The 13,331-nt window shown below is 71.0% G+C and carries 11 protein-coding genes; 3 read left to right on the forward strand and 8 right to left on the reverse strand.

What is annotated here, in order from left to right:
- Positions 1-4: 4 nt before the first annotated feature.
- Complete coding sequence (locus B0I32_RS34250; RefSeq protein WP_106246851.1) at positions 5-391, reverse strand: hypothetical protein; 387 nt, start codon at positions 389-391, stop codon at positions 5-7.
- 177 nt (positions 392-568) lie between these two features.
- A complete protein-coding gene (locus B0I32_RS34255; protein ID WP_245956200.1) occupies positions 569-2,002 on the reverse strand; it encodes an MFS transporter in 1,434 nt (477 codons plus the stop codon).
- A gap of 183 nt (positions 2,003-2,185) precedes the next feature.
- Between B0I32_RS34255 and B0I32_RS34260 the strand changes: the two genes are divergently transcribed.
- A complete protein-coding gene (locus B0I32_RS34260) occupies positions 2,186-3,394 on the forward strand; it encodes a cytochrome P450 (RefSeq protein ID WP_106246852.1) in 1,209 nt (402 codons plus the stop codon).
- On the forward strand, positions 3,391-4,044 hold the full coding sequence (locus B0I32_RS34265) for a TetR/AcrR family transcriptional regulator (protein ID WP_146178407.1): 654 nt from the start codon (positions 3,391-3,393) through the stop codon (positions 4,042-4,044). The genes B0I32_RS34260 and B0I32_RS34265 overlap by 4 nt, the downstream gene beginning before the upstream one ends.
- Here the strand turns inward: B0I32_RS34265 and B0I32_RS34270 are convergent.
- The 6 genes from B0I32_RS34270 to B0I32_RS34295 form a co-directional block, all read right to left on the reverse strand.
- Complete coding sequence (locus B0I32_RS34270) at positions 4,023-4,694, reverse strand: PHP domain-containing protein (protein WP_106246856.1); 672 nt, start codon at positions 4,692-4,694, stop codon at positions 4,023-4,025. The two genes, B0I32_RS34265 and B0I32_RS34270, sit on opposite strands and share 22 nt — an antisense overlap.
- On the reverse strand, positions 4,691-6,220 hold the full coding sequence (locus tag B0I32_RS34275) for an MFS transporter (protein ID WP_106246857.1): 1,530 nt from the start codon (positions 6,218-6,220) through the stop codon (positions 4,691-4,693). The genes B0I32_RS34270 and B0I32_RS34275 overlap by 4 nt, the downstream gene beginning before the upstream one ends.
- Before the next feature lie 2 nt (positions 6,221-6,222).
- On the reverse strand, positions 6,223-7,293 hold the full coding sequence (locus B0I32_RS34280; RefSeq protein ID WP_106246859.1) for a Zn-dependent alcohol dehydrogenase: 1,071 nt from the start codon (positions 7,291-7,293) through the stop codon (positions 6,223-6,225).
- A 17-nt stretch (positions 7,294-7,310) separates the two neighbouring features.
- Positions 7,311-8,732, reverse strand: a complete 1,422-nt coding sequence (locus B0I32_RS34285; RefSeq protein WP_106246861.1) for an aldehyde dehydrogenase family protein — start codon at positions 8,730-8,732, stop codon at positions 7,311-7,313.
- Between the two features lie 90 nt (positions 8,733-8,822).
- Entirely contained in the window at positions 8,823-10,094 is a 1,272-nt protein-coding gene (locus B0I32_RS34290; protein ID WP_106246863.1) for a cytochrome P450, read from the reverse strand.
- On the reverse strand, positions 10,091-10,297 hold the full coding sequence (locus tag B0I32_RS34295; protein WP_106246865.1) for a ferredoxin: 207 nt from the start codon (positions 10,295-10,297) through the stop codon (positions 10,091-10,093). Before B0I32_RS34295 ends, B0I32_RS34290 begins: the two co-directional genes overlap by 4 nt.
- A 379-nt stretch (positions 10,298-10,676) precedes the next feature.
- On the opposite strand from B0I32_RS34295, the gene B0I32_RS34300 reads away from it, so the two are divergent.
- Positions 10,677-12,863 carry a leucine-rich repeat domain-containing protein gene (locus B0I32_RS34300; protein WP_146178408.1) on the forward strand — a complete coding sequence of 729 codons (2,187 nt, stop codon included), beginning with the start codon at positions 10,677-10,679 and terminating at the stop codon, positions 12,861-12,863.
- Positions 12,864-13,331: the final 468 nt, after the last annotated feature.

Below are 13,331 nucleotides of genomic sequence, written 5' to 3' on the forward strand. Positions count from 1 at the left end.
CCGGTCAGGAGATGGTGACGTCGAAGCCGCCGTCCGCCAGACGCCCCGTGCTGGTGTCGTAGACGTGGACGGCGAGCGTGTTGTGCCCCTCGCACGTCGGGGACGGGTTCCGGTAGGCGATGTGCGGCAGCCGCCGCGCGTCACGCGGGGTGATCTGGATCAGCGCGCCCGTGACGTCCACCTTGTGGGAGACCTCGACGCAGTAGCGGCCGGTGGCGACCCGCTCGGAGGAGATGACGTTCTTGTAGTTGTTCAGTCCACCGTCGGCGTCGACGATCGCGCCGGCCCTCGCGTACGGCGCGTAGATGTCGGCGTGCGCGACGGATCCGGCGGCCAGGAAACAGCTCGCGGCGGCCAGGACGAGACCGCCGGCCAGGGAATGACGCAGCATGGATTACCCCCTTTGGTACACCCGCAGAAGAGATCTGCAGCGGCACGCTAAGCCAGGGGAGGCGGCGGCGCCACGAACCACCCCGCGTCATGACGTTCAAGGAATCTTGACCGCGTCGGGCCGACGTCCGCGCTGGTCAAGGCGGCATGATGGTGCCCGCGCGCGAGCTTTGAGGGGTCAGTGCTGTCCGACGGCGGAGACGGGCACGGCCGCCGAGTCGGGATCGCGCCGCCCCGGCAGCGCCAGGGTGATCGCCGCGGCCGCGAGCGCGGCCCCGCACCCGATCAGCATGCCGGTACGGAACCCCGCCTCCGACGGCAGCGCCCGGCCGCCGAAGTCGATGGTCAGCTGCGACAGGACCAGCCCGACCACCGCCGCCGACACGGTGGTGCCGATGGAGCGCATGAGCGTGTTGAAGCTGTTGGCCGCGCCGGTCTCCGAGCGGGGCACCGCGCCCATGATGAGGGCGGGCATCGAGCCGTAGGCGAACCCGATGCCGACGGCGCACAGGCAGGTGACGATCAGCAGGCCCCACGGGCTGCCGAGCAGGAGCATGGAGGAGCCGTACCCGAGGGCCATGACGAGGCTGCCGACGATCAGCGTCACCTTGGGGCCGCGGGCGGCCGACAGGCGGGCGCCGACCGGTGAGACGATCATCATCATCAGCCCCGACGGCGCCATCCACAGACCGGAGGCCAGCATCGACTGGCCCAGGCCGTAGCCGGTGGCCTCGGGCAGCTGCAGGATCTGGATCACGATGAGCGACTGGGCGTACATCGAGAAGCCGACCACGATCGAGGCCACGTTGGTCAGCAGGACCTGGGGCCGGGCGGTGACCCGCAGGTCGACCAGGGGGTCGCGGACGCGCAGCTCCCACCAGCCCCACACCGGCAGGACGATCGCCGCCGCGGCCAGCAGACCGAGGGTGGTGCCGCTGCCCCAGCCCCAGTCGGCTCCCTTGGAGACGCCGAGCAGCAGGCAGATCAGGCCCGCGCCGAGTCCCAGCGCGCCCACCAGGTCGATGCGGCCGCGCGCTCCGGCGGGCGTGGGCGGCACCAGCAGCCGGATGAGGACGCCGACCGCGAGGCTCAGCACGGCCGTGGCCCAGAACAGCGCCCGCCAGCTGGCGTACTCGGCGACCGCGGCGGCCACCGGCAGGCCGAGCGCGCCGCCGATGCCCATGGACGAGCTCATGAGCGCGATGGCCGGGCCGAGCCGGTCGGGCGGCAGCACGTCGCGCAGGGCGCTGATGCCCAGCGGGATCATCCCCATGCCCATGCCCTGCAGGCCACGGCCGATGATCATCGGGGTGAGGGAGCCGGCCAGCGCGCAGACGACGCAGCCGAGGACGAGCGGGACCGTGCAGACGAGCATCATGCGGCGCTTGCCGTACAGGTCGCCCAGCCGCCCCATCACCGGCGTCGTGACCGCTCCGGCCAGCAGTGTGGCCGTGACCACCCAGGAGGCGTTCGACGCCGAGGTGCCGAGGAGCACCGGCAGCTCGCCGATCAGGGGCACGACCAGGGTCTGGGTGAGAGAGGCGACGATGCCGGCCACCGCCATCACGGTGACGATGCCTTGGGGGCGGCCCCCGGAACCGGGCTCGGCCACGCGATTCCCCCTTCTGTGATCGACGCGAGAGCGGTGTGCACTCTACACATCGAGTGTTTCATGCACACATCGGGAGACTCGTACCCCGCCTGCCTGCTTCGGGAAGGTGGAATCCACCGGGGCTCTGGTCTAACTAAGGCGATCGCCTTAAAGTTGATCGGAATGTCAACGATGGAGGGGCCGATGAGCGACAGCCTGCCGAACTACCCGTTCGACCGATCCGCCACCCTGGAGCCGCCGCACGAGTGGGCCGAGCTGCAGGCCGGCTGCCCCGTGGCGCACGTGCGGCTGCCCAGCGGCGACACCGCCCGGCTGCTCACCCGCTACGACGACGTGCGTACCGTGCTCACCGACTCGCGCTTCCGCCGCGGCGGCGGGGACGCCGCGCGCGTGTCCACCACGAAGGACGGCGGCATCTTCGCCCGGGCCGGCGAGGGCACGGACATGCGGGAGGGGGAGGGGCACATGCGCTGGCGGCGGCTGCTGAGCCGCTCCTTCACCATCAAGCGGATGGAGGCCTGGCGGCCCCGCGTGCAGGCCATGGCCGACGAACTCGTGGACGAGCTGGTCAAGTGGGGCTCCCCGGCCAACCTGTCGGCCGGGCTCGGGCTGCCCCTGCCGGTACGGGTCATCTGCGCGCTGGTCGGCGCGCCGAGCGCGGACCAGGACAAGTTCGCCCGCTGGTCGCAGGTCATGCTCACGCTGACCCGCTACAGCCAGGCCGAGGTGGAGGAGGCCTACCGGGAGTTCGACGCCTACGTCTCCGCCCTCGTCGACGAAAGGCGCGCCGACCCGGGCGACGACCTGCTCAGCGAGCTCACCCAGATCTCCGACAGCGAGGACGGGCGGCTCAGCCACCAGGAGCTCATCGCCACGGTACGCGCCCTGCTGCTGGCCGGCCACGAGACCACCTCCAACATGATCGCCGTCATGGCGGCGATGCTCCTGTCGGAGCGTGAGCGCTACCAGGCGGTCATCGACGACCCGGAGCTGATCCAGGGCACCGTGGAGGAGGTCCTGCGGCTGGACACCACGCTCAGCGTCATCGGCTTCCCCCGCGTCGCCACCGAGGACGCCGACCTGGACGGATCCGTGGTGCCGGCCGGAGCGACCGTCATCCCGTGCCGCCCGGCCGCCAACCGCGACCCGCGCAGGTTCGACGAGCCCGAGCGGTTCGACCCGCGCCGGGCCAACGCCGCCCAGCATCTGAGCTTCGGCGCGGGCGCCCACTACTGCCTCGGCCAGCCGCTGGCCCGCCTGGAGCTGCAGGTGGTGCTCGGCACGCTCGTCCGCAGGCTGCCCACGCTGCGGCTGCGCGACGGCGTGGAGGACCTGCGGCTGCGCAAGGGGCTGCTGTCCGGCGGGCTCGAGGACGTGTGGGTCACCTGGTGACCTCCGCGCCGGCGTCGGCCCGCTCCGCCCTGGTCAGACACGTGATCATGCGTACGGCCGAGCGCCTGTACGCCACCCACGGCCTGGCCGAGGTCTCCCTGCGCCAGATCGGGCAGGCCGCGGGGCAGCGGAACAAGTCGGCGGTGCAGTACCACTTCTCCGGCCGCGACGACCTGATCAAGGCGATCCTGGCCGAGCACGCCGAGGCGATCGAGCGGCACCGGCTCGCCCTGGCGGCGCGCCGGGGCGAGCCGGGGCCGCGCGACCGGGTCGGCCACATCGTGCTGCCCCGCATCGAGCACCACATCGAGCTGGGCACCCCCTCCTGGTACGGCCGCTTCCTCGCGCAGGTCACGGTCGAGCCGGCGCTGCGCGAGTACGCCGTGCGGGCGCACCTGAACACGGCCTCGCTGCGCCGCCTGCACGACGCCGGCCACCCGGGCAGCGCCCGGTCGAAGGACATGACCCGGCAGCTCATCGTGCACATGTCGGCCGAGCTGGAGACGGAGCTGGCCCGGGAGCAACCGCCCGCCCCGGTCGCCGCGGCGGCGTGGCGGCGGCTCGGCGCGGACCTGGTCACGGCCGTCACCGGCCTCACCATGGCCCTCGGCACCCTGGGCGGCACCGCTCAGGACGGACCTCGCGGGTAGCGGGGCGCGTGCGGGCGGTACTCGCCGTGCCGCACCGCCTCGCGCAGGGCCGTCAGGAAGGAGTCCGGTCCGTCGAAGTCGGGCATCTCCAGGTACGCGGCCCCGATCCCGTCCGGGTCGTGCGCGTCCGAGCCCACCGTGCCGGGCAGCCCGTACGCCAGCGCCGTCCGCAGCGCGGCCCGGTTGTGCTCCTGGTCGGCGACCTTGGCGTTGAACACCTCGACCGCGTCGATCAGCCCGGCCGCGCACAGCTCGACCAGCTCGGCACCGACGCCCGAGCGCTGCGGGTCGTACGGGTGCGGCGCGCACACGATCCCGCCCTGCGCGCGGATCCGCCGCACCACCTCGCGGGCCGCCAGCACGTACGGGACCCGCTCGGTCAGGAACAGCCCGATCAGCTCCCCCGAGCCGGTGCGGATCTCCTCACCGGGCACCACCCGGGCCCCGATCTCCCCGGACAGCCGCTCCGCCGTCCCCGCGAGCTGGTTGTGCTCGGTGAGACAGACGACGTCGATCCGGTGGGTCGCGACCCGCTCGGCGAGCTGGGCGATCGTGGTGACGGCGTCGCCGGACGCGACGGTGTGCACGTGACAGTCGACCCGCACCCAGCCGGGGCGCACGTCCCGCGAGGTGTCGGGAGGAAGGATCACGAGGCGGGCCCGCCGCTCGGCCGCACCGGTTCCGGACGGCGGCCGGGCTGGCGGCGGCTGAACAGGGAGGCGAGCACGGCGAGCACGGAGACGGCGGTCAGCACCCCCAGCGCGATCCGGTAGCCGGTGACGAGGTGGGCCACGTCGCCGGGGGAGACGTGCGACAGGGTGCCGGCGAAGACCGCGGGCCGCAGGGCGGCCGGCAGCGGGCCGGTCACGAGCGACAGGGCCAGCGCCGTGCTGACCACGACGCCGGTGTTCTGCACCATGAGCCGCATCGCGTTGACGATGCCGACCCGGTGCGCGGGCAGCCGGTCCAGCAGGGAGGTGGCGGTGGCGGGCATGAACATCCCCGCCCCGGCCCCGACCAGCACCATCCCCAGGCAGATCACCGCGTAACCGGCGTCGGCCGAGACGAACGACAGCAGCACCAGGAGCCCGGCCGTGCCGACGACGTTCCCGAGCAGGGCCGTCATCCGCGCGCCGAGCCACCCGTGCAGCGGCCCCGCGCACATCGAGGCGACCGTCATCGCGACGGACAGCGGCAGCACCTTCAGCCCGGCCGACACCGGATCCTCGCCGTGCACCGCCTGGTAGAACAGCGCGATCAGCAGCACGACCGCCATCCGGCCGACCGTGCTGAGGAACGAGGCCAGCAGGTCGAGCGCGAACACCCGGTCGGCGAACAGCCGCACGTCCACCACCGGATGACGGCTGCGCCGCTCGACCAGCACGAACACCGGGACGAGCACGGCGAACAGTACGATCCCGCCCAGCACCACCGGATCCGTCCAGCCGAGGTCGGCCGCCTGCGACAGCCCGAACAGCAGCCCGCCCAGCGACACCAGCACCAGCAGGTTGCCCGGCACGTCGATGCCGCGCTCCCCGGTGGCGGCCTCGGTGCGGCGCAGTGTGACCGCGCCCCAGACCAGGCAGAGCACGCCGAGGGGCACGTTGTACCAGAACACCCATTCCCAGCCGAACCGGTGCGTCAGGAACCCGCCCAGCGTGGGCCCCGCGAGCTGGGCGACCGAGAAGGAGGCGATGTAGATCCCCATGCCGCGGCCGAGGTGGCGGCGCGGGAAGGCGTCGGTGAGCAGCGCGGCGCTGTTGGTCAGCAACATCGCGCCGCCGGCCGCCTGCACCACCCGCAGCCCGACGACGTACCAGTCGGTCGGCGCGAAGCCCAGCAGCAGGCTGGCGCCGGTGTAGACGGCCAGGCCCCACAGATACAGCGAACGCCGGCCGAACATGTCCGCCAGCCGGCCGAACACCACCATGAGCACGGTGTTGGCCAGCATGAACGACAGCAGGATCCAGCTCGCGGCGGCGGCGCTCGAATCGAAGTGCCGCACGACCTCGGGCAGCGCCACGTTCAGCGAGCTACTGCCGAGGGCGGTGACGATGCTGGCCAGGCCGACCACCGACAGCACCCGCCACGCGTAGCGCAGCCGCGCCCGCTCGTCCTGCTCGGCGGGAGGGCTGGGGCGGGCCCCCGAGGTCGGTGCGGGTGTGGGTCGTGGCATCGTCAGAACGTGACCAGGGAGCGGATCACGTCGCCCGATCCCATGGCCGTGAACGCCTCACCCACGTCGTCCAGCGTGATGCGCCTGCTGATCAGCCCGTCCAGGTCGAGCCGCCCGGCCCGCCACAGCCGCAGCAGCCGCCCGAAGTCCGTGCGCACGTCGCCGGAGCCGTACAGGCAGCCGAGCAGCCGCCGCTCGGTGGCGAACAGCTCGGCGGCGCTGAACGACACCATGTCGTCGGCGCTGCCGGCGCCGACCACGACGGTGGTGCCGCCGCGGCGGGTGGCCCGCCACGCCTGCCTGATGGTCTGCGAACGGCCCACGACCTCGAAGGCGTAGTCGAAGCCCCGCCCCTCGGTCAACTCCTCGGCCACCTCGTCCAGTTCGTCCGGCGTGGCCGTGTGCGTGGCGCCGAACCCGCGCGCCACCTCCAGCTTCTCCGGCACGCGGTCCACGGCCAGCACGGGGGCGGCCGCGGCCAGGGCGGCGCCCTGCAGCACGTTGATCCCGACGCCGCCGCAGCCGATCACCAGGACCGACGAGCCGGGCCGGACCCGGGCGGTGTTGACCACGGCGCCCACGCCGGTGAGCACCGCGCAGCCGACCACCGCCGCCACGTCGAACGGCACGTCGTCCGGGATCGGGATCGCCGCCCGCGCGTCGACCACGCACTCCTCGGCGAAGCAGCCCACGCCGAGCGCGGCGTGCGCGGGCTCGGCGCCGAGCCGCAGCGCGGGCGGCCCGGAGGGGCGGACGCTGACGCACAGGTTCGGCTGGCCGCCCAGGCACAGGTGGCAGGCGCCGCAGGGCGGGATCCAGGACAGGATCACGTGCGTGCCGACCGGCGGGCCCGTCACGCCCGGCCCGAGCTCGACCACCTCGCCCGCGCCCTCGTGGCCGGGCACGAGGGGCAGGCGCGCGGGCAGCCTGCCCTCGCACATGGACAGGTCGGAGTGACAGACTCCGGCCGCCCGCAGCCGTACCCGCACCTCCCCGGCCCCCGGCGGCCGCAGCGTCAGCTCGTCGCTGACCTCGACCGGTTTGCCCGCCTCGCGCAGGACGACGCCTCGCATGTGATCTCCCCCGGGATTCAGAACTGCACGGACGTGGTGGTGAGGAACTCCTCCAGCCCGAAGCGGCCGTACTCGCGGCCGTACCCCGACTGCTTGAAGCCGCCGAAGGGGGCCAGGCCGTTGTGCGCGCCGTCGTTGATCCGGATCTGCCCGGCCCGCAGGCGCCTGGCCACCCGGCGGGCGCGTTCCGGGTCGGCGGAGCGCACGCCGGCCGCCAGCCCGTACGCGGTCCCGTCGGCGATCCGGACCGCGTCGTCCTCCCCGTCGTAGGGCAGCACGACCAGGACCGGCCCGAAGATCTCCTCCTGGGCGATCCGCGATTCGGGCGTGACGCCGCTCACCACGGTCGGCCGCACGTAGTAGCCGCGCTCCAGCCCCTCGGGGGCGTCCGGCCCGCCGGTCACGACCGTCGCGCCGGCCGCGGCCGCCGCCCGCAGATGATCGCGTACGCGCTCCCGCTGTACCGCCGACACCAGCGGCCCGAGCCGCGTGGCCGGGTCGCGGGGATCGCCCGTCGTGTACGTCCGCGCCTCCTCGGCCGCGATCAGCTCCGCCTGGGCCAGCCGCTCACGCGGGACCAGCAGCCGGGTCAGCGCCGAGCAGGTCTGGCCCGAGTTGAGGTAGCAGGCGCCGACGCCCTTGCGTACCGCGTCCTCGAAGGCGGCGTCGTCGAGGTCGTCGAGCAGCACGTTCGGCGACTTGCCGCCCAGCTCCAGGGCGGTGCGCTTCACCCCGGCGGCGGCCAGCTCGACGACCCGCCGCCCGGCGCGGGTGGAGCCGGTGAAGGAGATCATGTCCACCAGCGGATGCCCGGCCAGCGCCTCCCCGGCCTCGGGTCCCGTGCCCGAGACCAGGTTGAACACGCCCGGCGGGAACCCCGCCTCGTGCATCACGTCGGCCAGCACGAACGCGTTGAGCGGCGTCACCTCGCTCGGCTTGAGCACCACCGTGCAGCCCGCGGTGAGCGCGGGGGCGACCTTGGCCGCGATCTGGTGCAGCGGATAGTTCCACGGCGTGATCGCGCCGACCACGCCGATCGGGTCCCGGTAGACCACCGAGTCGCCGAGCCGTTCCTCGAACTCCAGCCCGGCCGCGATGTCCGGCATGGAGGCGAACGTGCGGACCGGCGCGCCCACCTGGATGGGCCGGGTCAGCCGGAGCGGCATGCCCAGCTCGTCCACGATCATCTCGGTCAGCTCGTCCGTGCGGTCCCGCAGCGCGTCCGCCACGGCCGCGCACAGCGCCGCGCGCTCGGCGGCGGGCCGGGCCGACCACGCGGGCAGCGCGGCGGCCGCCGCCTCCACGGCTCTGGCCACGTCCTTGGCGTCGCCGCGCGGCACCTCCGCGAAGGCCTCCTCGGTGGCGGGGTTCACCACCGGTATCGCCGCGCCGCCGCCGGCCGGAACCCACTCGCCGTCGACGTAGATCCGATGTGGCATGGCCCACCTCAGGTATGAGAGCTTAATTCTAGATTTCGATTCTAGATTCACTCCATCCCGCCGTCCAGGGCGTGGGCCATGCCCGCCGGGTCAGCCGATGCGCAGGGGAAGCGCACGAGGCCCGCGCACCTGGCTGGCGGCCCACGTCACCGACGCCGGATCGGCCAGCTCGAACACCGGAACCCGTTCCAGCCACACCTCCAGCGCCACCCGCAGCTCCATCCGGGCCAGGTGGGAGCCCACGCAGCGGTGGATGCCCAGCCCGAAGGCGGCGTGCCGGTTCACCTCCCGGTCGATGACCACCTCGCCGGCCCGGTCGAACTGGGCCGGGTCGCGGTTGGCGGCGGGGAAGGAGAGCAGGACCCAGTCGTCCTCCTTCATGTCCACGCCGTTCCAGGTCATGTCCTCCCTGACCAGGCGGGCCATGGTGACCGGCGCGTAGGCGCGCAGGAACTCCTCCATCGCGGTCGGCAGCAGCCCCGGCTCCGCCACGAGCCGTTCGCGGTCGGCCGGCGTCTTGGCCAGATGCCACAGGGACGCGCCGATCGCGCTCCACGTCGTGTCGATCCCCGCGATGAGCAGCAGCGTCATCGTGCCGACGACGTGCAGGGGCTCCAGCTTGCGGCCGTACAGCTCGGCGTTGATGAGGTACGTCGTCAGGTCGTCGCGCGGGTTGGCGACATGGTCCTGAATCTGCGCCACCAGGTAGTCCGTGAGCTGGTCGAAGCCCTGCAGCCGCTCGTCCTGCGGCTTGTTGATGCTCTCCAGCGCGATCTCGACGAACCTGGCGAAGCGCGGGCCGTCCTCCGGCGGGAAGCCGAGCATGTCGGAGATCACCCGCATGGGGATGTGCTGAGCGTACTCGCGGGCGGCGTCCACCACCTCCCGGCCCTCCATCTGGTCGATCAGCGCGTGGCAGAACGCCCTGGTCGCCTCCTCCCGCTTGGCCACCGCCGACTTGGTGAACGCAGGCAGCAGCAGCTTCCTGGCGTCGTGGTGGAAGGGCGGATCGGAGGAGATCGGCGGCACGGCTCCCACCGGGGCCAGGTCCTTCGGCGGGCGCACGTTGCTCACGATGATGGCCCGGGAGGTGAAGCGCTCGGTGTCGTACGCGACCGCGGCGACGTCCTCGTACGTGGTGGGCAGCCACACCCCGCCGAACCGCTCGGTGTGCGCGATCGGGCAGCGCTGCCGGAGGTCGTCCTGGATCGGATAAGGATCGGCCGCCCATACGGGATCGACATGGGAGAAATCGGTCGCCCAGTCGGAGACCGGGTCGGTGACGATCTCGGTGACGGTGCCGATCGGGCGGCTCTTGCGCTGTTCCTCCAGTTCCTCGCCGAAGCGCTCGCCGGCCGTCATCGCAGCGCTCCGTCCAGCACCTCGATCGCGCGTTCGGGGCAGTTGGACGAGGCCAGGCGTGCGCCCTCCTCCTGCTCAGGCGGCACTTCGCCACCGCCGAGCACGGTGCCGTAGCCCTCGTCGTCCTCGCCGAACAGGCCGGGCGCGAGGTCGTAGCAGCGCCCGTGACCATGACAACGTCCGGGGTCGATCTGTACCTTCATGGGCTCTCGTTTCCCGTCTGTGGTGGGACACGTCGTTGAGCGAATTAAAAAAGCGTTCATTTGCCCAGTCAAGCCCACGGGGCTTCATCAGGCCCCTCGCTGTCTGGCGCGCTTGCAGATGTCAGAACGGCACGGGAGATGTCAGAGAACGTGGCAGCAGGCCATCGGGGATGTGAGCGTGTGAGCGATAGATGGCCAGTGGGAGCAGTAGCTGGCCACTTTGAGAGCGGTAGTCGGCCACCCCTGAGCCGAAGCACCCTAGTTGTCGTGGAAGCGGGCGTCCTGTCACCGGGGTGGATCGGCGTCAGCGTGCTGTCCGGCCAAGGTCTCGAGCTGGTCCCTCGTGACCATGGGTGTCGACAGGCTGTACTTTACGGTCGTGATCGACTACGGCGCCGAGGCAGAGCGGATACTGCAAGGCCCTCCGAGCAAGCTCGCCTTCCGTGCTCTCTGCGCTGCTCTGGGCCGTGCGGACAGTCCGCAGGAGTTCCTCTCGTCGTGTGAGGAGCGACTCGCTTCGTGGCCTGACACGGAGCGCGAGGCACCGTGGTCCTGGCTTGCCGCGCTGAAGGCCGGCCACACGAAACCGGTCTGGCCTCTCGTCCGATCACTGGCGCTGAAAACCGAACGCTGCGGCACTCTCGACGCCGTCCTGCCGGATCCACGCGCTCATCCTGAAGTGCGTGGCGTAACCCATCTCGACCTCGCCTGGTACGCGCGCGATCAACTCTTGGCATTGGTCGAAGCGATGGACCACTGGGACAACCTGCGGTCGATCCAGGTCCGGGGTCTCACCGAAACGGATGAGGAGTTGGTCGCAAGGCTCGCTCGCACTTCTGCCATAAGGCGGCTCGAATCGCTGAACCTGGTGGACGTGCGGGAGGACCTGCTCCATTTCAGGAAGCCACCGTTCCGCCCGGTCGCCGGGCCGCCGTGGCGGCTGCGGCACTCGAGTCTGCGGGCGCCTGATCTGGTGCGCCTGATGCGTTCGGGACTTGTGCCGGACCTGCGCTCCGCCGATGTACTCGTGTGCGACATCGAGGAAGCCCAAGCCCTTGCTGACTGTGAGGGCCTCGCCCAGCTCGACCACCTGGCGATCGGCTTCCGCTGCGGCCACGACGGACGCCAGCCGCTGTGGAAGCCGTACTTCGGCAATATCATCGAGCAGGACGACAGCGCATGCGAGGCGTTCTTCGCACATGCCGATCTCGCGAACCTGCGTACCCTCAGGGTGCTGGGCAAGTCCATGGGACTGGGTCGGGAGGGACTCGGTCATCGGGGCGTGGACGCCATCATCGCCAGCAGCGTGCTCCCTCAGCTGACCGAGCTGACCCTGGAACTGCTTCCGGTCGGCGACGCGACCATCGTGAACATCCTCGGGGCGATCAACCACGATCGCATCGAGAAGCTGGTGCTCGCAGATCTCGTCGCCACGGACATCACGACCGGAGCGTTCACTGCTGCAGGAGCCTTTCCGCGCCTGCGCCACCTCGACCTGAGCCGCAACCGGCTCGGCATGAACGCGGCGCGGCAACTGGCGACCGACGTTCGGATGCCCGCACTGGAATACCTCGACCTGAGCGGCCGCAAGAGTGGCTCACCGTACTACGGGCGCCCCGACATCCAACCGGTCGGCGACGCCGGCGCCGGCGCATGGGCTTCGTCGGACAACGCCGCGAAGTTGACGTACCTGAACATGGCCGCCACCGGGCTCGGAGTGGACGGCTTCGCCGCCTTGATGAAGTCCGAGCAGCTGCAGCGGCTCAAGACCCTCGACCTGTCAGACAATCCAGTCGGAACCTGGCCCAGCGCGCTCGCGAACGCCCCGGTCTGGCGCACGCTGCAAACCTTGAACGTCTCCGAGTGCGGTCTCGGCGACGACGACATAGAAGCACTCACGGCAACGATCTCCGCGCCCCGCCTCCGCGGCATCTCGCTGGCCTACAACAGCGTCGGGACGCGCGGCGCGATAGCCCTCGCCTCGTGGGCGATGCTGCCCCAGCTCTGGGACCTGAACCTGCACGACAACATCATCGGGGACGACGGCCTGATCGAACTCGCCACATCCCGAGCAGCCCAGCTGCTTCTCGAACTTGACCTTGAACAAGACTGCTGGAACGCCGGCACGCGAAAGCACGCTCTGCCACTACCGGCAGAAGTCATCGACCAGGCATCGTTTCCCAGCCTCGACACGATGTTCCTCGGCGTCGTCGACGAGTACCACGGCGCCCGATACTCCAGCGGATTTCCCAGCCACGTCCGGGAGAGCCTCGCATCAGCAAGCACCACTCGCCCTGAGCTGGTCGCCTTTCTCACACACCTCGACATGGACGAATCCGATGAGCCCGATGATTCTGATGGGCAGAATGGCAGCGCCGACCACGACTTCCGCACAAAGCGTTCCGCACGCCACATCAAGTACCTCGACGAGGCCCGGGACTTCGCTCGCCGCATGATCGAGGGAAACATCGGCTGGCCCCCTCCAGCCTCGGACGGCCGGCGATCGACCGCGATTGCCGAAGCCAGCGACAACCAGCGTGCTTCTGACGGCGCTGGTGACAAGTAGCGCGCCGAATCTGGGACAGCTACCGCGCCTTCCTGCGACCACAAGCCCAGGTCACAGGCACCACTGGTGACAACTATCGTGCCTCGGCACAACTCCCCCGCCCCCGTCACGAAAGACAGAGCCCTCACAGGCCCGCGTTCTTTGCGGAAACAGGTGGTACGGCTGGTTCCGGGGTCTGTCCAGTAGACCGAACAGTCCCCCTGGCCGGTGAAGGACTACGCCCCTGGGAGAGGGTTACATCGCCTCAGGCGAGCCCGCCGGGACAAGCAGGGCAGACAGGGCATCAAATCCATCGGTAGTTTCTGATCATGTCCGATGCCGACTTCGCCCCCCTCCGCGTCACTTACCGGTCGCCCGAGCTCGGCCACACTCGCCTGCGTTCCGCGTAATTCAGCGGGCTGAAGGCGCAGATTCGGGGTCTGACCAGGGGTGACATGGATGTGTCCACCTGGAGGGCGTTTCTCTAGG

Origin of the sequence: Nonomuraea fuscirosea (assembly GCF_003001935.1) — a bacterium.
Classification (GTDB): Bacteria; Actinomycetota; Actinomycetes; order Streptosporangiales; family Streptosporangiaceae; genus Nonomuraea; species Nonomuraea fuscirosea.

Excerpts from the sequence above, each read along its gene's own strand:
- B0I32_RS34250 (WP_106246851.1), bottom strand. The coding sequence starts at position 391 with ATGCTGCGTCATTCCCTGGCCGGCGGTCTCGTCCTGGCCGCCGCGAGC.
- B0I32_RS34260 (WP_106246852.1), top strand. The coding sequence starts at position 2,186 with ATGAGCGACAGCCTGCCGAACTACCCGTTCGACCGATCCGCCACCCTG.
- B0I32_RS34275 (WP_106246857.1), bottom strand. The coding sequence starts at position 6,220 with ATGCCACGACCCACACCCGCACCGACCTCGGGGGCCCGCCCCAGCCCT.
- B0I32_RS34280 (WP_106246859.1), bottom strand. The coding sequence starts at position 7,293 with ATGCGAGGCGTCGTCCTGCGCGAGGCGGGCAAACCGGTCGAGGTCAGC.
- B0I32_RS34285 (WP_106246861.1), bottom strand. The coding sequence starts at position 8,732 with ATGCCACATCGGATCTACGTCGACGGCGAGTGGGTTCCGGCCGGCGGC.
- B0I32_RS34290 (WP_106246863.1), bottom strand. The coding sequence starts at position 10,094 with ATGACGGCCGGCGAGCGCTTCGGCGAGGAACTGGAGGAACAGCGCAAG.
- B0I32_RS34295 (WP_106246865.1), bottom strand. The coding sequence starts at position 10,297 with ATGAAGGTACAGATCGACCCCGGACGTTGTCATGGTCACGGGCGCTGC.